Source organism: Herminiimonas sp., from assembly GCF_030645555.1.
GTDB lineage: Bacteria > Pseudomonadota > Gammaproteobacteria > Burkholderiales > Burkholderiaceae_D > Oxalicibacterium.
The window spans coordinates 1-18,969 of record NZ_JAUSME010000144.1 but is presented as its reverse complement, the minus strand read 5'-3'; the positions used below and the strand labels follow the sequence as shown (position 1 = coordinate 18,969).

Annotated in this window: 15 protein-coding genes; 4 read left to right on the top strand and 11 right to left on the bottom strand. The window is 56.4% G+C overall.

All coding sequences use genetic code 11. The features are described 5' to 3' along the window. Nucleotides 1-318: 318 nt before the first annotated feature. Nucleotides 319-1,683 (bottom strand): chromate efflux transporter, encoded by a 1,365-nt coding sequence (gene chrA, locus Q7T06_RS05875; protein ID WP_304781781.1) that lies wholly within the window; start codon nt 1,681-1,683, stop codon nt 319-321. Nucleotides 1,684-1,891: 208 nt separating this feature from the next. Between chrA and Q7T06_RS05870 the strand changes: the two genes are divergently transcribed. The 3 genes from Q7T06_RS05870 to fumC all read left to right on the top strand — a co-directional run bounded on the left by Q7T06_RS05870 (nt 1,892) and on the right by fumC (nt 4,526). Beyond that, nucleotides 1,892-2,242 carry a DUF3147 family protein gene (locus tag Q7T06_RS05870; protein WP_304781780.1) on the top strand — a complete coding sequence of 117 codons (351 nt, stop codon included), beginning with the start codon at nt 1,892-1,894 and terminating at the stop codon, nt 2,240-2,242. Nucleotides 2,243-2,391: 149 nt separating this feature from the next. Next, nucleotides 2,392-3,054 (top strand): DUF599 domain-containing protein, encoded by a 663-nt coding sequence (locus tag Q7T06_RS05865; RefSeq protein ID WP_304781778.1) that lies wholly within the window; start codon nt 2,392-2,394, stop codon nt 3,052-3,054. A gap of 83 nt (nt 3,055-3,137) precedes the next feature. Further along, nucleotides 3,138-4,526 carry a class II fumarate hydratase gene (fumC, locus tag Q7T06_RS05860; protein ID WP_304781776.1) on the top strand — a complete coding sequence of 463 codons (1,389 nt, stop codon included), beginning with the start codon at nt 3,138-3,140 and terminating at the stop codon, nt 4,524-4,526. A gap of 164 nt (nt 4,527-4,690) precedes the next feature. Here the strand turns inward: fumC and Q7T06_RS05855 are convergent, their stop codons facing one another. From Q7T06_RS05855 to Q7T06_RS05845, 3 genes are all read right to left on the bottom strand, one after another. Further along, nucleotides 4,691-5,227, bottom strand: a complete 537-nt coding sequence (locus Q7T06_RS05855) for a hypothetical protein (RefSeq protein ID WP_304781774.1) — start codon at nt 5,225-5,227, stop codon at nt 4,691-4,693. An 80-nt stretch (nt 5,228-5,307) separates the two neighbouring features. Continuing rightward, nucleotides 5,308-5,526 (bottom strand): CsbD family protein, encoded by a 219-nt coding sequence (locus tag Q7T06_RS05850; RefSeq protein ID WP_304781771.1) that lies wholly within the window; start codon nt 5,524-5,526, stop codon nt 5,308-5,310. Between the two features lie 250 nt (nt 5,527-5,776). After that, the gene (locus Q7T06_RS05845; RefSeq protein WP_304781768.1) at nt 5,777-6,739 is read right to left on the bottom strand and encodes a YihY/virulence factor BrkB family protein; all 963 of its coding nucleotides are present in this window, start codon (nt 6,737-6,739) and stop codon (nt 5,777-5,779) included. 485 nt (nt 6,740-7,224) lie between these two features. Here Q7T06_RS05845 and Q7T06_RS05840 point away from each other — a divergent pair, with 485 nt between their 5' ends. Beyond that, complete coding sequence (locus Q7T06_RS05840; RefSeq protein ID WP_304781764.1) at nt 7,225-9,246, top strand: PAS domain-containing protein; 2,022 nt, start codon at nt 7,225-7,227, stop codon at nt 9,244-9,246. A gap of 98 nt (nt 9,247-9,344) precedes the next feature. On the opposite strand, the gene Q7T06_RS05835 is transcribed toward Q7T06_RS05840, so the two are convergent. From Q7T06_RS05835 to Q7T06_RS05805, 7 genes are all read right to left on the bottom strand, one after another. Next, a complete protein-coding gene (locus tag Q7T06_RS05835; RefSeq protein WP_304781760.1) occupies nt 9,345-9,755 on the bottom strand; it encodes a response regulator in 411 nt (136 codons plus the stop codon). Between the two features lie 95 nt (nt 9,756-9,850). Continuing rightward, complete coding sequence (locus Q7T06_RS05830) at nt 9,851-10,483, bottom strand: response regulator transcription factor (protein ID WP_304781757.1); 633 nt, start codon at nt 10,481-10,483, stop codon at nt 9,851-9,853. A gap of 27 nt (nt 10,484-10,510) precedes the next feature. Further along, nucleotides 10,511-11,572 (bottom strand): sigma-54-dependent Fis family transcriptional regulator, encoded by a 1,062-nt coding sequence (locus Q7T06_RS05825; protein WP_304781754.1) that lies wholly within the window; start codon nt 11,570-11,572, stop codon nt 10,511-10,513. Nucleotides 11,573-11,717: 145 nt separating this feature from the next. Next, a complete protein-coding gene (locus Q7T06_RS05820) occupies nt 11,718-12,830 on the bottom strand; it encodes a YbdK family carboxylate-amine ligase (RefSeq protein WP_304781751.1) in 1,113 nt (370 codons plus the stop codon). Nucleotides 12,831-12,844: 14 nt separating this feature from the next. Beyond that, nucleotides 12,845-14,047 carry a cation:proton antiporter gene (locus Q7T06_RS05815; RefSeq protein ID WP_304781748.1) on the bottom strand — a complete coding sequence of 401 codons (1,203 nt, stop codon included), beginning with the start codon at nt 14,045-14,047 and terminating at the stop codon, nt 12,845-12,847. A gap of 458 nt (nt 14,048-14,505) precedes the next feature. After that, complete coding sequence (locus Q7T06_RS05810; RefSeq protein WP_304781744.1) at nt 14,506-15,888, bottom strand: NAD(P)/FAD-dependent oxidoreductase; 1,383 nt, start codon at nt 15,886-15,888, stop codon at nt 14,506-14,508. Nucleotides 15,889-16,100: 212 nt separating this feature from the next. Beyond that, nucleotides 16,101-18,969, bottom strand: a 2,869-nt coding sequence (locus Q7T06_RS05805; RefSeq protein WP_304781741.1) for a translocation/assembly module TamB domain-containing protein, incomplete at its 5' end; no start/stop codon positions are given.

Below are 18,969 nucleotides of genomic sequence, written 5' to 3'. Positions count from 1 at the left end.
AGGATAGTCATGATGAAATTCCTTGATAGGGTGAAAATCCATTCACTGTAGAACTGGAAATCCTGTATGGATAGTGATCCATATCAAAAAAAGACCATCCATAAAATATTGGATTGCAGTCAGGTAATTTGTTTTCATTTCCTGGTGCTGACTGCCGGATGATTTTGCTTGCGGCAACATAGCGCAAAGGATGCAGGCGCGGGAAATGAGGTGCAGTTGCATGCCTGATGCGTCCAGCATGCAATTGTCGGAGAGAGTGGGGTGCTGGCCTTGAAAAATGCCTGGCCGGGATGCGCTTACAACTTGCGCTTTACCTGTTCACGGTATCAGCGTTTTCAAGAGCAAGCCGAGCACAGCGCTGGCAGCGATCACATGGATCACGCTGCGCTTGTAGCGCACCAGCGCCACGGCAGCGGCCACCGTCATCAATGCCGCGATTGCGTCGAAGCTGCCGGAAAATCCTTGCGGCCACAGCACATGATAGGCAAAGAACACAGCCAGATTCAGGATCACGCCAACCACCGCGGCAGTAATGCCGGTCAGGGGCGCGGTGAATTTCAGGTTGCCATGCGTCGATTCAACCAGTGGGCCGCCGGCCAGGATGAAGATGAACGATGGCAGGAATGTGAACCAGGTCACGAGCACGGCTGCAGTAGCGCCGGCGGCAAACTGCAACTCGGGGCCGAATAGCGCCTGCACATATGCGCCTACAAAACCGACGAATGCGACCACCATGATCAGCGGGCCCGGATTGGCTTCGCCCAAGGCCAGCCCATCTATCATCTGGGTCGGCGTCAGCCAGTTGTAATGGCTGATCGCACCCTGATAAATATACGGCAATACCGCATACGCGCCGCCAAAGGTCAGCAGGGCCGCCTTGGTGAAGAACCATCCCATTTGCGTCAGCGTGTGATGCCAGCCCAGGATCAGCGTCAAGACCGCCATCGGCAACAGCCACAGCAAGCCGCCGGCCAAGGCTATCCACATCAATCGACGCCAGCTGAAACGCGCATGCGCAGGAGGCGGCGTATCGTCGTCTATCAGCGCCGCTCCATATGATTTTTGAGCGCCACCATGCGCGCTGCCGGTGCTGAATTTGTGCGGGGCATGGCGGCCACCCAGATAGCCGATCAAGGCGGCGACGGCAATGATGATGGGGAAGGGCACGTTCATGGCAAAGATGGCGACAAACGATGAGGCAGCGATCCCCCACATGAAACCGTTTTTCAGTGCGCGCGAACCTATCCTGTGCACCGCATGCACAACGACGGCGGTGACTGCGGGCTTGATGCCGTAAAACAAACCGGCGATCAAGGGTACATGGCCATAGGCAATGTATAGCCAGGACAGCGTGATCAGGAAAAACAGCGATGGCAGCACGAACAGCACGCCGGCCGCTATGCCGCCTCTGGTACGGTGCATCAGCCAGCCCATGTAAGTGGCGAGTTGCTGCGCCTCCGGGCCCGGCAGCAACATGCAATAGTTCAGCGCATGCAGGAAGCGTTTTTCACTGATCCAGCGCCTTTGCTCAACCAGTTCCCTGTGCATCAGCGAAATCTGCGCCGCCGGGCCACCAAAGCCCATGAAGCCGAGCTTGCACCACAGCTTGAGGGCCTGCAAAAAAGTGACTGGATCAGGCTGGACATCGTCCTGTGTGGCTATGTGTTCGGGGAGCTTATGCATGCGGAAATTTTTTGTGCAGGGACAGTAGGAAGATAGCGCAAGCGCGCAAGGTGTTTTCAACCGGCAGGGGAAGAGGTAATAGTAAGCAATTCATATCGCGTGCCCTGCATTGTAGAGGATGAAATCAAATTGCCTGCCCACTTCAGGTGCCGGCCATGCATGTGGGCATACAATGCTGGCGTGTCAGGAAAATTCTTATGGAGCCGCAATGAACTGGATCGTCACAAAATACCTTATTACCGCCGCCGCGGTGGTACTCATCTCTGAATTCGCCAAACGCAGTGACAAGCTGGGCGGATTGATCGCCTCGCTGCCTATGGTGACCGTGCTGACGCTGATCTGGCTGTATGTAGAAAAACAGCCGGAAGCCAAAATAGCCAATCACGCCTGGTACACCTTCAGGTACGTCGTCCCTACGCTGCCTATGTTCCTGATCTTCCCGTTCCTGCTGCCGCGCATAGGCTTCTGGCCTACCTTGCTGGCATCCGTCGTGATCACCGTCGTTTGCTTCAGTTTGTTTGCGCTGCTGATGCGCCGCTTTGGCGTCGAGCTGATGTAACAGCAGTTGCCGCCAGCAACTGCAGAGGTATCCGCGGTCATGGGCAGATCTTTCCATGCTGCCAGGAAAGCGAACATGTTTTATCCATACCGGCGCTGTCTGCTATCGTATGGAAAACGGATTGCAAGCCGGCTCAACGAGAGGGGAACATGGGTATCGATATCGACGTCATTGCATTGCTGGCCAGCGGCTTGATGCTGCTGGCTTATTACCTGTTCCTGATGATGCGCGTCAAGCGCGATCCAAATTTCACTGTGCATTCGGTCAACCAAAAGGCGCGGGCGCTGTGGGTGATGGATGTCATGCGCAGCCAGGGCAAAAAAGATGTGATGGCGGTGCAGACACTGCGCAACTTTGGCATGACGGCGACGTTCAAGGCTTCGTCTTCGATCCTGCTGATACTCGGTACCCTGACGCTGTCTGGCCAGGCTGAGAACATGGCCAGGACCTGGCATGTGCTCGATATTGCCGGTTCCCGCGCGGCAGATTTGTGGGTGGTCAAGATCATGTGCCTGCTGTCGGTGTTGCTGGTTGCATTCTTTGCCTTCGCGATGACCCTGCGCCTGCTCAATCATGTGGTCTTCATGGTGAATTTGCCGGAGGCCGATGCGCAAGGCTCGCTGTCGCCGCAGCGCGTCGGCCAGCGCCTGAATAGTGCCGGCGTGTTTTACACGCTGGGCATGCGCGCATTTTTCGTCGCGGTGCCACTGACCTTCTGGCTGTTCGGCCCCCTGTTCCTGTTCTTGTCGACAGCAGGATTGATCATCGCGCTCTACCATCTGGACCGCAGTCCCCTGGCGGAAAACGCCTGAGTTGATGCCTCAGGTTACGCACAGGCAGTGCGCCAGGGTCCTTGCATCATATGTATCCTTCATCCAGCCAGCAGGAGTGCACCATGAAGACAAGAACAGAACGCGATACCTTTGGTCCGATAGAAGTCGACAGCGAATGTCTGTGGGGCGCGCAGACGCAGCGCTCGCTCGCGCATTTTCGCATCTCGAGCGAGCAGATGCCGCATGAATTAATTATTGCGCTGGCTGAAGTCAAACGTGCAGCGGCGCTGGTCAATCTGGCGCTGGGCAAACTCGACAAGAAGAAGGCCGATGCGATCGTCGGCGCTGCTGAAGAAGTAATCGCCGGCCTGCATCCGCACGCGTTTCCACTCGCGGTCTGGCAAACCGGTTCCGGCACGCAAACCAATATGAACATGAATGAAGTGCTGGCCAACCGCGCCTCGGAATTGCTCGGCGGCGAGCGCGGTGAGCAACGTCTGGTGCATCCCAACGACGACGTCAATCTGGGTCAGTCATCGAACGACATTTTCCCGACGGCGATGTATGTGGCCGCCAGTCTGGGCGTCACGCATAAATTGCTGCCGGCGCTGCATGCTTTGCGCACTACGCTGCAGCACAAGGCGGAAGAATTTGCCGATATCGTCAAGATAGGGCGCACGCATTTGCAGGATGCGACGCCGCTGACGCTGGGGCAGGAATTTTCCGGCTATGTCGCGCAGCTGCATCATGCCGAGCTGGGCATAGCGGTGTTGCTGCCGTCGCTGCATGAACTGGCAGTCGGCGGCACGGCAGTCGGCACCGGCTTGAATACGCATCCGGAATTCGGTACGCGGATGGCGGCTGAGCTGACGCGACGCACCGGCGTGCATTTCAAAAGTGCGGCGAATAAATTTGCCGCGCTGGCGGCGCACGATGCGATGCTCAGCGTGCACGGCGGCTTGAAAACGCTGGCGGCCACGATGATGAAAATCGCCAACGATGTGCGCTGGCTGGCATCCGGCCCGCGTTCCGGCCTCGGCGAACTCAGCATTCCTGAGAACGAGCCAGGCAGCTCTATCATGCCGGGCAAGGTCAATCCCACGCAAAGCGAAGCGGTGACGATGCTGTGCTGCCAGGTGTTCGGCAATGATGTCGCGCTCAATTTTGGCGGCGCCTCGGGAAACTTCGAATTGAATGTCTTCAAGCCGCTGATGGCGCACAATTTCCTGCAAAGCGTCAGGCTGTTGAGCGATGGCATGCATGGCTTCGATGTACATTGCGCACAAGGGATAGTGGCCAACCGTGCGCGCATCGCCGACCTGATGGCGCGCTCCCTGATGCTGGTGACGGCCCTGGCGCCTCATATCGGTTACGACAAGGCGGCACAGATTGCCAAGCAGGCACATCACGATGGCACGACGCTGAAGGAAACAGCGCTGGCCATGGGATTTGTGACGAGCGAGGAATTCGAGCTCTGGGTGCAGCCGCAAGAGATGATACATCCGCGCTGAGCCGGGTCGGCAGGCCAGTCCTCGAACAGGGCTGGCAAGATAATGTGAGGCTGGATGAGAAAGCGGCCCTGGTGGAAAATTTCACCAGGGCCGCAGCGCAGTTTGCCGGACGCACCGGCAGACTGCATCGAATATCAGCTTGCGCTGTATTCGTTCTGTATTGCTTATTTGCCGGCAGCGCCCAGGCAACGTGATTTTTCAGCGCCCGTCAGGGCATCACATTTTTCCTTTTGCACGGCGACGTTGGCATCTTTCTTGTCTTCACGTGCATCCTTGCGTACTTCGGAAATTTCCTTGGCTGCCTTGGCATCAGTCACTGCTGCGGTTTTTGCAGCCTTGGCTTCTTTTACGCAGACATCCTTGTCATTGCCGGTCAAGTCATCGCATTTTTCCTTGGCGACTTCGTAATTTGCATCAGCGATATCGGTGCGTGCTTTTTTATGCGCCTTGTCGGTGCCTTTGTAGGCAGCTTCGGCTTCTGCGGTGACTTTTACCTGCGCTGCCTTGGCTTCTTTAATGCAGACATCCTTGGCGTTGTCTTTCATGCTGTCGCAAGCTGTGCGCGCAACCTTGTAGTCTGCCTTGGCACGATCTTTCGCTACTTCGTAATTCGCTTTTGCTTCGTTTGGTGCTGCATGCGCAGCCGAGATGAAGCCGAAACTGGCGGCAGTCATGACGATCATTGAGAGTGCTTTTTTCATGATGTGTCCTTTATTGTTTGCAGTGAGTTATTGATGCAGGCAATCAAACGCGGCAGAGCGCATTCGATTGCCGTTCTGATTTACAGAAAGCGCTTGTCGTCGCGGTTGCGTTCTTCAAACGACTGGATCTGCTTTTCAGCTTCATCCTTGGTGACGCCGTAGGCTTCCTGTATCTGGCCTGCCAGCTGGTCGCGTTTTCCGGCGATGGTGTCGAGATGGTCATCGGTGAGTTTGCCCCACTGCTCTTTGACGCTGCCCTTGAGTTGTTTCCAGTTACCTTCGATAACGTCCCAGTTCATAACATTCTCCTTAAACTAATTAACACATGCGGCATAAGTGCCTGCCTATAGCTACGCAATATGCGGGCCATATTTTTTATGTATGAAAATCAGTCACTTACAAAAAAAACGTTATTTTTCTTGTAAGGATTTCAGAGTAAATTGCAAACGCTACATGCAGGCGGGAAGTGCATGTCTTGCCTTGCAGCAGGTTGAAGCATGCTCAATCGCAGATACTGTGCAGGCGCAGGGAAGTGGCAGGGGAACGCAATCAAACGCCAGTGTTATGCGTATTGCCTGGTACGGCATTCCGGTGGGCATCGTAGCGCAGGGTGCCAAACCATAATGCGTATTGACGGGTAAAGCTTGCGCCCAGAAAAAAGATTTGCGCTGAGTAATAGACCCAGAGCAAGAGCGCGACCAGGGATCCGGCGGCACCGTAACTGCTGGCGATGCCGCTGTTGCCGAGATACACACCGATCAGGTATTTACCGAAGATGAAAAGCCCGGCTGTTCCCAATGCGCCTATCGACACGTCGTGCCATGAAAGTTTGATTTGCGGCAGCGTCTTGTAAATGATGGCAAACAAACTGGCGATCACCGCGAAGGAAACCAGGTCGGATACCGGTTGCAGGATAAAGGCGGCGTCTTTCCACATGCCGCCCCAATAACGCTCGAGCAAGGCCAGTCCGGCGCTGACCACCAGCGAAACCAGTAGCAGGAAGGCGAGTACCAGCACCATGCCAAATGACAGCAGGCGTACGCGCAATACTTCCAGCCATCCTTCCTGCCGTGCCATCGGTACATGCCATATTTCATCGAGGCTGTCTTTCAGCTCGGCAAAAATGGTGGTGGCACCTATCAGCAAAAAGATACTGGCAATAATGGTTGCAGTGCGCCCCAGTTCCGGGTTGTGTGCATTGGCGAGCATCGCTTCTATCGCCTGGGCGCCGTTAGCGCCGACCAATCCTTCGAGCTGGGAAAAGATCTCGCCCTGTGCCGCCTGGGTGCCGAATACGGCGCCGGCAATCGCAATCGCCAGAACCAGGATGGGCGCCATCGAGAACAGCGTGTAGAACGCAACGGCGGCGCCTTTGCTGCCACCGCGCTGCGTGAACCATTCCAGCACCGAGCTGGTGACGACGATACGTGCGCGCCGCCAGACCGAGAGTTCTTCTTCAGTGGAGGGATCTGCCGGGGCGATGGCAGCAATAGGGGGGGAAGAGTCGGTCATGGGCGGTTTGTCGTGTGGGCTGCGGGCATGTCGTGCATCAATGAACTTACATCATATACATGCGAGTCGGCGAGATCTGAAAAGTTGCGGCAGCAAGCAGCGATCTGCTTCAATTGCAGGATTTGTTTTGCGACACAGCCCAGTCAGTTCTGATCTTGAATATACCGGCCTCGCTAGCGGCCAGCCTTATCTTGGTAATGGCTGGAACTATTTCGGCTTGGCAATATCTGATTAAGCGTTTGCACTCAGTACGGATGCTGCTATGCTGGTTTGCACCAACAATAAAATTTCGGCGATCAAGCATGGTGTTTTCATGCGCCCTGAAATAATGCCGGCCAGCATACCCGGAATTTTCAAAACCCCCTGATCACGAACAAAAGCGGGCATCATGCGGGGTTACGGCATAACCGCTAGTAAAGCGGCTGCGATCCAGAACAAAAGGCTGATTTCAGTCGCATCATTTTATATGCAGGGGAGCTCATCTCATGGTCCAATTTATGGGATACCGCAAGTTATTCAAGCCTTTATATGCACCGCTCATTTCTGCCTTTTTCATCATGGCAGTCGGTGCATTCGCAATCTATAACGCCTCGCAGGATTTCTGGATACTGGATTACCGGCTCTCCTATATTGTGCCTATCAGCGCCAATACCGGCATTGTTTTTGTACTGGCCGGACTTGCGCTGGGATTGCGTTCCCTGGAGATCGCAGGTCGCGTGGCACAGACGGTCGTTGCGACACTGGCCGGCATGCTTGCACTGTTCGTTACTGTGGCGGGATTTTCCGCACTGGCCAGCCATTTTTTTGGCGCCGATATCGTCGGCATCGAGCGTCTACTATCTAACCTGGATATACAAAGGAAGCTGCCGCTGACGACAGCGCCACTGACGGCCGCCGGTTTCATCCTGGCCGGTTTCAGTCTTTTGCTTTTGAATTACCGCAACGCGCGCGGTCACTATCCATCTGAATACACGTCATTCCTGCTGGCCGGCGTGATGGGCATTCCCCTTATCGGTCACATCTATAACGTGATGTCTATCGACGAGCTGGATTCAGCCGAGACGATGGCGCCGTTCATATCGATCATTTTTTTCATCCTCGCAGTGGGGATGCTGTCTGCACGTCCTACCCATCGGCTGATGAGTTTGTGGAACAGCACCTCGCCCGGCGGGCCGCTTTTGCGTCGCCTGTTGCCGAACAGCCTGCTCTTGCTGGTGGTACTCGATTTCGCAATCAAATGGGGTGTGCAAAATCGCTGGTACGATGCGGACAAGGCATCGCCATTGCTGATTTTGCTTAGTTACTCGCTGCTGTTCATTATGTTTTGCCGTACCGCTGCCTTGCTGAACCGGGAATACGAAGGCCGGCAAAAGGGCGAGGCGGCACTGGCAGAAAGCAATGCACTGTTGCGCGCGGTCAGCGACAACACGCCGGATGCAATTTTCGTCAAGGATCGCAGCGGCCACATGATATTTGCCAATCCTGCCAAGCTGCGTCTGCTGGGCAAGGAAAGGGAGCAGGTCATCGGTTCCCTCAGCGAAAATCTGTATGAGGATCCGGCAGATGCAGAACGTGTCATCCAGGAAGATCTCAGCGTACTGGTAGAGGGCCGGCCCAAGGTCTTTGAAACCACGACGAAATATCCCGCTGGCGTGCGTACCTTGCACTCGACCAAGGCGCCATGGTTGAATGCCGAAGGCCAGATCATGGGATTGGTCGGCATCAGCACCGACATTACCGAGCGCAAGCGCATGGAGGATTCGCTGAAGGCGCATGAAACGCAACTGGAAGCGCTGGTTGCAGCGCGCACCTTTGAAGTCAGCGAATTGATCGGCCATCTGGAGACGACCCGGGAAGAGGAAAAACGGGCGATCGCCAGGGAGTTGCACGATGATCTGGGTGCTGCGCTGACGGCGCTGAACATGCATCTGTCACTGATTTTTCAGCAAATGCCAGCCGAGCCTAGATTTACCGAACGCTCGTTCAAGATCAAGGCCTTGCTGAGTTCGATTACCGATGCGACGCGACGCATACAGAATGGCTTGCGCCCGGACAAGCTGGATGTGTTCGGCATCAAGATTGCGATTGCGGAACAGGCCGCAGAGTTTGAGAAATACTCGGGCATCGTTTGCAATGTCAGCCTGCCGGACGACCAGCTGGTCTATGCGCCACGCGTGGATATCGCCCTGTTCCGCATGGTGCAGGAAGCCTTGAACAATATCGCCAAGCATGCACAGGCCACGCACGTCGACGTGGTACTGGATGATACGGATGATGAAATCATGCTCACGGTGCGCGATAACGGTATCGGCATCCCGATGGAAAAGGCTACCAATGTGGGAACGCATGGTTTGCGCGGCATGCGCGAACGGGCAGGTTATCTGGGTGGTTTTGTGAAGGTCAGCAGCGCAGCGCAGGGCAAGGGGACGATGATAGTCGTCGTGATTCCGAAGACCGCAGCCAATACCCAAGTTGCAACGGAACATGCGGTGGAAGCTGGTAACTGACGCAGTGCTTGAATGGGCAAGCGCTGCTGTTGCCGGGGCCGCCGCTTACTGAGTCTGTCTGATGTTCAAGCGAAATTCAAGCGCGACTCAAACGTGATTCAAGCGCGGCTGTGACATGCAAAATTGGCGCTGCTCAAGTCTTTCAATAATTCAAACAGTTGCGGAAACTCTGAAGTCTTGTCGAAGAAATGGTTGACGCCATATTGTCGTCCGACGCGCCGGAAAACCTCGGTGGCGTTGTTACTGCAGATGATTTTCAGTGGGTCTGGGCTTTTTCTTTCCGAGATCTGACGCAGCAGATTGATGCCATTGCCTTTCTTGAGCTGTATATCGACAATCAGGATATCGCAGGGCTGCGTGTTCAACTGTTTCAATGCATCGTCTTCCGATTCCGATACGCCAGCCATCACAACGCCTGGAATCATTGCCATATTTTCTATCATCAACTCTCGTATATCGACAGAATCTTCTACCAGGAAGATGCGCAATGGATGACAGCTGGTATCCATGGGCATATTTGTTGTTTCGTTCATATTTAGACCGCTTTTAAGACTGCTGCATGCTGTATCGGAAAGACATTGCTGCCTTTAAAATAAAAATGTATCTAGTCGATCAAGTTCTGTTTGATCGCGTAATAAATGATGCCGGCATTATTTTCCATGTTCATTTTCTGCAGTACACGGGCCCGGTAGGTACTCACTGTTTTCACACTCAGGCAAAGCTCATCCGCTATCTTCGTCACGCCCTGGCCCTGGCATAGCTTGTAGAAAATTTCATACTCGCGTTTGGACAGCGTTTCATGCAAGGGTTTCTCTGCATTCGGGTCGACTTCTGCCGTCAGCAATTCCGCCACCGTATGGCTGATGTATTTGTGGCCGCGCAATATGGTCTGGATCGCATTGACCAGTTCTTCCGCCAAGGCTTCCTTTTGCACATAGCCGCTGGCACCGCTGCGCAATATCTGCACTGCATAACGACTCTCCGGGTGCATGCTCAGGATCAGCACCGGCAAGTCAGGTTTTTCGCGCTTGATCTGGCGCAAGACTTCGACGCCGCTTTTGTCCGGCATATTGATATCGAGTAAAACGATATCCCAATCCTGCGCACGCACCAGGCGGATGGCTTCCTGTGCAGTGGCGGCTTCGCCTTCTATCTTCATGTCGGGAACTTGCGCAATGAAATATTGCACGCCCGCACGGACCACTGCATGATCGTCGACTACCAGAATTTTTATCATGATGTATGCGGGCTCAACAAGCCATCGTCAAGTGCGGGCCTGAACACTGTAGGGGCGCATCTGCGGGATGGGATCATGTAAAAACAGTTTGGCTTGATATTCATTCAAACGATTGTAAAGGGTTTTAAGACTCACACCTAGTACCTCTGCCGTCAGCGTTTTATTGCCGCCACAGTGACCCAGGGTGGCGTAAATCAGGCGTTGCTCTGCCTCGGCCAGTTTGCTGCCAAGCGGGACGGTGACGCAGTCGCTGGCTTGATCGTCCGTTGCTGCCTGGGCCGGATTGACCGCCAGCACGATGTCCAGCTCCTGATCGGCAAGGATATAGGCGCGGTGCACGATGTTTTTCAATTCGCGTACATTGCCGGGCCATGAATATTCATTCATCAAACGCCACGAAGCGCGTGAGAAATTCTTGCTGCTGCCTTCTTCTTCATTGAGTTGATCGAGGAAGAGTTGCGCCAGCAGGCGGATGTCTGAGCCGCGTTTGCACAGCGTCGGCACATTGATCGGAAAGACAGCCAGGCGATAGAAAAGATCGCTGCGCAGCGCACCGCTGGCCACCGCTTCCAGCGGGTCGCGATTGGTGGCGGCAACGACGCGTACCTTGACCTCGGTTTCTTCGTCGGCACCTATGCGATAGAAGCGGTTGCTTTCCAGCACACGCAAAAGCTTGACCTGCATGTCTAGCGACATCTCCGTGACTTCATCGAGGAATAGCGTGCCGCCATCGGCGCGCTCGAAACAGCCTTTTTGCATGCGTACCGCGCCGGTAAAGCTGCCGCGCTCGTAACCGAATAATTCGGCTTCTATCAGCTGTGGCGATACGGCGCCGCAATTCAACGCAACAAAGGGGCGGTCTTTTTCCTTGCTCATTTTGTGTATCACGTTGGCGACCAGTTCCTTGCCCGTGCCGCTGGCACCGACGATCAGGACGTTGGCGCTGGTAGGGGCGACCTTGCCTATCATCTGGAATAAATGCTGCATCGGCTCGGATGCGCCATACAGGTCGCCGCAGCGGGATAGCGTCTTCGTGCTCAGCGTCGACAAGCCGACGACATTGCCACATGCATTCAATCCATTCGACATAGGGTTTTCCTCTGTTAAAACATCTTGCAGTATTTACAGAGTTGATTGTGGTCGAATTGAAAATTTTGCAGAATCGGCGCTTGTCCGATTCTGCTGTGAGAATGCACTTACAAGCAGAGGAAGGGATTTGTGGGTGGAGCCTGGTTTATTTCGCCATCCATACTGCGCTTTGTTGCCGGACTACATCGCTCAGTGAGCCGCTCTTTTCATAGCTGGCGCGTAACCAGTCGGCATCGGACTGGCCGCTTAACACACGCTGACGCAATAATTCGAGTGCCTCTGTGGTGCCCAGTTCCTCGGCCACATCGGCCAGCAACTCAAAGGTTTCGAGGATATCTTCCTTGATAGCTACCTGCGTGGCCGTGACCGGGTTGATCAGCGCGCCATTCAAGCCGAAGCGGCAGGCCTGGAAGCGGTTGTAGGAATATGTCAGATAAGTATCCGCGGCCGGCTGCAAGGATTGCTGCGCAAAATAATATTTGCTCAGGGTTTGCGCGTAGGCGCCCAGCGCGACGGCGGTTTCTATCGTCAGCGGCGTATCGCAGACGCGGATTTCCACCGTGCCGTATTCAGGCTTGGGACGGATATCCCAGTAAAAATCCTTCATGCTGGCGACGATGCCCAGATGCGACATCTTGTTGAAGTAGGCATCGAAGGCTTCCCAGTCATTCAGGAAGGGCATCGTGCCGCTGAGCGGAAAGGCATTGATGCTGGTCAGGCGTGAGGACTGGAAACTGGTGTCTACGCCCTGATAGAACGGCGACGATGCCGACAGCGCGATGAAATGCGGCATGTGGCGCGCCAGCAGGTGCGACAGGCGGATCGCTGCATCGCCGCTGGCGCAGCCGATATGGATGTGCTGACCGTAGACGGTGAACTGCTTGGCCAGGTAACCGTACAGATCCGACACCAGGCGGTAGCGGTCGGTCGGGTAGATGCGCTGGTCTTCCCAATGCTGGAACGGATGCGCGCCGCCGCCGGCGAGGCCGAGATTGAGCTTGTCTGCGGCCGCTACCAGCAGGCTGCGCATGGTCGTCAGTTCGGCCAGCATTTCGACATGGTCGGTATGCACCGAGGTGGCAATCTCTATCATGCTTTCGGTGATCTCGGGCTTGATGTCGTAGCCGTGTTCAGTCTTGTTGATGATCTGCAGCAGGTCGTCGGAGCCGCGCGTCAGGTTGTAGTCGCGCCGGTTGACGATTTGCAGTTCCAGTTCCACGCCCATCGTCAGCGGCGTCGAGTTGTTGAATTCGAGCATAGAGTTTTCCTTGATCAGTTCTTGGCTTCGCCTGAAGCGACCAGTGCATAGCGGGTGCAGATTGGGCCCAGCAGTTCGAGTATCACGAGTATCGAGACGACCAGCGCGCTGAGTTGTGCGCCGAATTGCGGATAGTAGCCCACTGCGTGCTGCACCATGATGATGTTGAAGCCCGATAGCGGCACCAGGCCGAGGCCGAGCAGGGCGCCTTTGCGCAGCGTCACGCCATTCAGGCGCGCCATGCCGGTCGTCATGATGATGGCGATGGTCAGGCGCAATCCGATGAAGGCGAGCACGACCGGCCACAAGGTCAGCAAATGCTGCAGTTCGAGTTTGGCGCCGGCGAAGACGAACAACGCGACATAGAACAAGCCGCTGAACTGGCTCAGGTCCGGCTCGACAATCGCATGGCGCGCATCATAGCTGCGGCTGGCGATGCCGAACACCAGCAGCGCGATCAAGGCCGACAGGTTCAACATGACGGCGATGCCGACCGTGCTGGCGATCAGCGCCAGTACGAGTATCAACTGGGCCTGGCTGTCGCGCCCCAGCCATAACCCTATCCATACCAGCAGGCGGCTGATGATCCAGCCCAGTGCCGCCGAACCCAGCAGCAGGTACAGCGGATGGAGGATGTAGCTTTCCCAGCCGGCTTCATATTCGACATGCACGGCAGCCAGGCCCATCGAAAAAACGATGAAGGCCAGCGCATTGCCGATGACGACGATATTGAGCATGCGCTCGGTCAACTGGCCTTCCGCCTTGACTTCGCGCACCACATTCAGAATCACGGCAGGGGAAGTCGCCATGCCGAGCGCCGCGACGATGCTGGCGACCAGCTTGCTGACGCCGAATTGCGTGAGCAGGATAAACAGGGCAATGAAGGTGATCGTGCTCAGCGCCACGCCGGTGATGAGCAAGCCCTTTTCGCGCAGCAGCCATTTGTAATCGACGCGGCGCCCGAGTTCGAACAGTACCAGCCCGAGGGCGAGATCAACCAGCAGGCCGATTTCGCTCAACAGCGAGGCATCGATCAGGTTGAGCGCGGACGGTCCGATCAGCAAACCTGTCAGTACATAGCCGGTGATGGCCGGGATTTGCGGGAATATGCGCCTGAGCAAATGTGCGCCCAGTACGCCTGCTATCAGCAGCAGGCCGGTGGCCGTCAGTACATTGAGTGCATGCGGCAAGATCGGAAAGAAACTGTGTGATGTCATGTTGATCCCGGTAATTTGAAAACAGGGCATTTCAGACAAATTGAAATGTCACATATTGCTGGAGCAGGCTTGCTGGTCGGTTCTGGCTGACAGGTGGCCGCGAGATGATGTGATCAGCTTCATGCATGGATGTTCCCGGGCAGCTTGCGTATGCAATTGCAATCCGGTTGTGCGGCACTGTGATGCATGCAATGCATCATCCTGCTGTGTCGCGATCTGACTTTGTTAATTAACGGAGATACCGTTTTATAAATTGGACTGCGAAAAGTGTAGCAGCAGTTCCATGAAAAAGTCGCGGATTTTTTGCCATCCGGACGCGGCATGCAAATAGACAAACAGCACAGAGTATAAAGGAAAATATTTTTCCGTTATATCTGCGCTGTTTATCAATCTTTAAATCAAGCGTTTAAATTTAAAATTTAAGTCAGGCACTTAATTGAGGCGTTTGCCTGACACGGTTAATGCAGTTTTACCCGGGGTGAGGTTTTGCGCTGCAACCAGTGCCCCAGCGTATCGGCAACCGTGCGCACCAGGCCGTGCAAGGCCACCAGATGCATGCGGTACAGGGAAATGTACAGCATGCGCGCCAGTATGCCTTCGATAAACAGGGTGCTGCCGATCAACGGCCCCATCAGGTTGCCGACTGCATCAAAGCGGCCTAGCGAGACGAGCGAGCCGAGATCGCGATATACAAACGTCGGCAGTGCTTGTCCGGCGAGTCGTTTTTGCAGCGCATCGAGCAGGAAGCTGGCTTGCTGATGCGCGGCCTGCGCGCGTGGCGGTATCGTGCTGTTTTTTTCCGGCCACGGGCAGGCGGCACAATCGCCGAAGGCAAAAATGTCGGGATCGATTTCGGTCTGCAAGCTTTGCTGCACGATGATCTGTCCCAGGCGGTTGACCGGCAGGCCGAGTTCGCCCAGGATTTGCGGCGCGCGTATGCCGGCGGCCCACACCGTCAGATCGGCCGGTATGCTTTTGCCGTTCGCCAGCAAGACCGCTTTTTCCTGCACTTCCGACACCTTCGCATCCGTCAGCACAGCGATGCCCAGCTTGTTCAACAGCGCGGTGGTCTTGATCGAGATGGCTTCCGGCAAGCCTGACAATATGCGGGGACCGGCTTCGATGACCGTGATGCGGATATCGCGCACCGGATCGAGCTGATGCAAGCCGTAGGCGCCCAGTACTTCAGCCGTATTGCGCAACTCGGCCGACAGCTCGACGCCGGTGGCGCCGGCACCGATGATGGCGATATCGAGCGTCGGGTGGGCCTGGTCTGCATGCATATCGATTGCATGTTCGGCGCGCATGCACAGTCCTATCATGCGACGGCGGAAATGCTCGGCCTGGCTCAGCGTATCGACGGCGATTGCATGTTCGGCTGCGCCCGGCACGTTGAAAAAGTTGGTGATGCTGCCTATCGCCAGTATCAGGGTATCGTAGGCAAGCTCGCGCTGCGGCAGCAATTCGATGCCGTCATCGTCGGCCAGGCTGCCGATGGTGATGAGCTTGCGATTGCGGTCTATGCCCTTGAGTTCACCCTGCTGGAACACGAAACGATGCCAGCGTGCCTGCGCTGCATATTCGAGCTGATGGGTGTTGGCATCCATGCTGCCGGCTGCCACTTCATGCAGCAAGGGTTTCCAGATATGGGTGGATGAACGGTCGACCAGTACCACGCTGACCTTGCCGCTTTTGACCATCTTGTTGCCGAGTGCAGTTGCCAGTTCCAGTCCGCCTGCACCGCCGCCGACGATCACGACGCGATGCGGCGTGCCTGCAGTGCCGGATGATCGCTGTCGTGTTGTTGCGTCCGGACTCTCATCGATAGTGCTGTTTGTCATGATAGAACCTCTCCAATGCTATTTAAAATTCTTTGGAAGCGTTCATGGCGTGGCGGCCTGCAGCCCGGGCATGAAGACGATGCGATAAGAACAAGCATAATGCATATTTGCTGCATTGCGGCAATATCGATGCAACTTTTTAGTCCGGAATTTTTTTGCACATCGCCCGGGTAGGGCGGGCAAATATTGCGCATGCAAGTGGCGTGATGGTGTCAGTCAAAGGCGAAATTGTAGAACAGCGACAAGGCGCTGCTGGTGCCCGCTTCGCCTTCCAGCGTGATGCGCGGCGTCAGCGTATAGCGCAGCAAGAGCACGCTGCGTGTGCTTTCCAGTCCTTGCTGATAGCTGACGTAGAGTCGTGACGAGATCTTTTTCCCGAGCGTGACGATGCGCTGCTGCAGATTGCTGCCGCTGCTGCCTATGCTGAAATCATCGAGCCCGAAAGCGGTGGCGATTTGCGCCTGCAGCCCGGCTGCCGTGCCTTGCGTCAGCAGCGAACTGGCTGCACTTTGCAATGCGCCCAGATCGCTATCGCTGGTGCCGGACAAGCCGCGCCCCAGCACCAGCCAGGACAGTTTTTCCGCATCCGGTACGGTGGGTTCGGAAACCAGCGTGATGCGCGGTGTCATGACCGTGCCGCGTACCGACACGCCGGCGGCAACTTCCTGTCCCCGGCGCATGGCCAGGATATCGAGCGCCGGATTATTCAGCGGGCCGTTGAAACGCAGCAAGCCCTGTTCTATCGCCAGTTCGCGTCCATAAGCCTTGAATGTGCCGGAGGCCACCCGCAAGTTGCCTTGCGCGCGCAGAGTATCGCCGGCATTGGCCAGCAGGCGCAGCTGGCCGACCAGCAAGGCATCGATGCCGCGTCCGCGCAAGCGTATGCCATCTCCCAGGCCGATATCCAGATCGAGCGCAATCGCAGTCTTCTTGCCTTGCTGGCCATCCCGGCCGACGATCACGACATCATCCGACAGCTCGGGTGTATCCATCGTGCCGATGTCGAGCAGGCCGGAATTGATTTCAAATTTGCCATTCGCCTTTGCACTGCCGTCACGCCAGCCGAGCACGCTGTCGCCACTGATGACCAGCTTGCGGTCGGAGCGATCGATCAGCTTGTAATGATCAGCCTTGAGCGTCAGTTCCAGCGCCAGCTGTTCGCGCACCATGCTGAGCGGACCGGAAATGCTCAGGCTGCCCTCGTTTTGAAAACCGAGATTGCTGATGTAGAGCTGGTCGTTCCTGAATTCACTGCGCAACACACCCTGTTTCAGGTCTATGCCGGTATCGGTAAACAGCAGACGCAATCTGTCGGCGGCGACGGTGCCGGCGTATCCGGGTTTTCTGTATGTGCCATTCAGCGTGACATTGCTTTGCAGGCTGCCTTCGGTGACCAGCGATGGGCTCAGCATCGGTCCCAGCCATCCCAGCGTCGGTGCATTGATGCGTACGCTGCCGGACAGGGGAGCATCGGGCGCAATTGAAAAGCGCGTGGCACCGCCGATGCCGGTGTTGAGGCTCGCATCGATCTGCCCGGTTTGCTTGCCGTCGGCCAGCAGCTTGAAGGCGATGCGTCCCTTGCTGGCCGTCGCACTCGCGTTCAGCGTATGCAAGCCGAGTGCCAGCGCGGCATTGCTGCGCATGACGATATCGCCGCTTTCCCGGCGCACGCTGAGACTGCCATCGAGCTGGTCGCCCGGGTTCAGCTGCCATGCGCCAGCCAGCTTCAGGTCGCCGCCAATTGCGGGCGCTGGTTTCAGATAAGGCAACAGTGCCGCGATTTGCAGGTGCTCGAAGCTGCCGCGCGTCGCCAGGCCGCGCTCGTTGCGGATGAATTGTTCGACCGTGATATTTACATTGTCGGTATGCAGCCTGAATTGATCGAGCTGCAGCTGTTGGCCGGCAAGCATCAACGGCGCGGGCGCTTGCAGTTTGGCGGCAAAACGGCCGCTAGCCTCCAGTGTATTGATCATCCCTTGCCAGCGCGGATGGCGCGCCAGATCCTGCCAGCCGCCGCTGGCAGTCAGCTTCCAGTTCTGTTCGCGTTCCGTCAGCGTGGCGTTCACGCCATGCTGTGCGGTCGTGCCGCGCACATCCAGATTGAAGTTTTCTGCCTGCAGGCTGTCACCGGAGATGCCATCGGCACGCAGGTTCAGCAGCAGCGGAGCGCTGGCTTGCCGGGAAAATTGTGCCTGCGCGCCCAGCTGCGCTACCCGCTGTCCGGCAGCATGGATGCCGAGTGCCGTCGCATTGATATCGGCGCGGCTCAACAGTGCGGCCTTGCTGTCGAGATTCAGGCTGATGTCGGTCTTGCCTTGCGTGTGGTCGATTTTTATCTGGCCGGGCACGCGTATCTTGCTGCCTTGCCATGCGGCGCTGATGCGCGGTTGCTGCACCTTGCCGCTGATCTCGCCGCTGATCTGCAGCGCCCCGGCAAAACCTGCGCCCAGTTGCTCCATGGCTGGCGCATCCACGCCATAGCTGATGCGTGCATCGTTGCCGGCCAGCCTGCCTTGTGCACTAATTTGATTTGCGCCTGCATTCAATACCAGTTTCGGCACCAGCAGGGTATCTGCGCGCAACTGCAACTGGCCGGCGCCAGTCAATGGATGGCCGGCGAGCTGGCTATCGTTGATGCGGAAGGCGATGTCGGTTTCCAGCACCGGCAGCCGCGTGCCGCGCAATGAAAAATCACCATTGAGACGCAATGCCGGCAATTGCGGAAAATCGCCGAGCTCGCGCAACTGGAATCTGCGCACCACGCCCTGCGCATCGAATGCCTGTTTGCCGTTCAGCGCAAAGTGCGCGGTTGCATCGATCGCACTGTCGCCTGCGCGCAGTTGCATGCGGTCTATCGTGATCGCTGCATCGGCAATCAGCGCATGCGCATCCAGCATCAATTTGTTTTTTTTCAGCGGCTCGCTCAAGGTCAGCGTGAAATCCTGCTTGCCATCGGCATGGCGCATGTCGAGATTGCCGCTCAGCCGGGTCGCGCGCATGCGCTGATCCAGCCGGTGCAAATCAAGCGCATCGGTTTTCAGCGTCAGCGCGAGCGCACCCTGGGTGTAGCGGCCGCTGCCT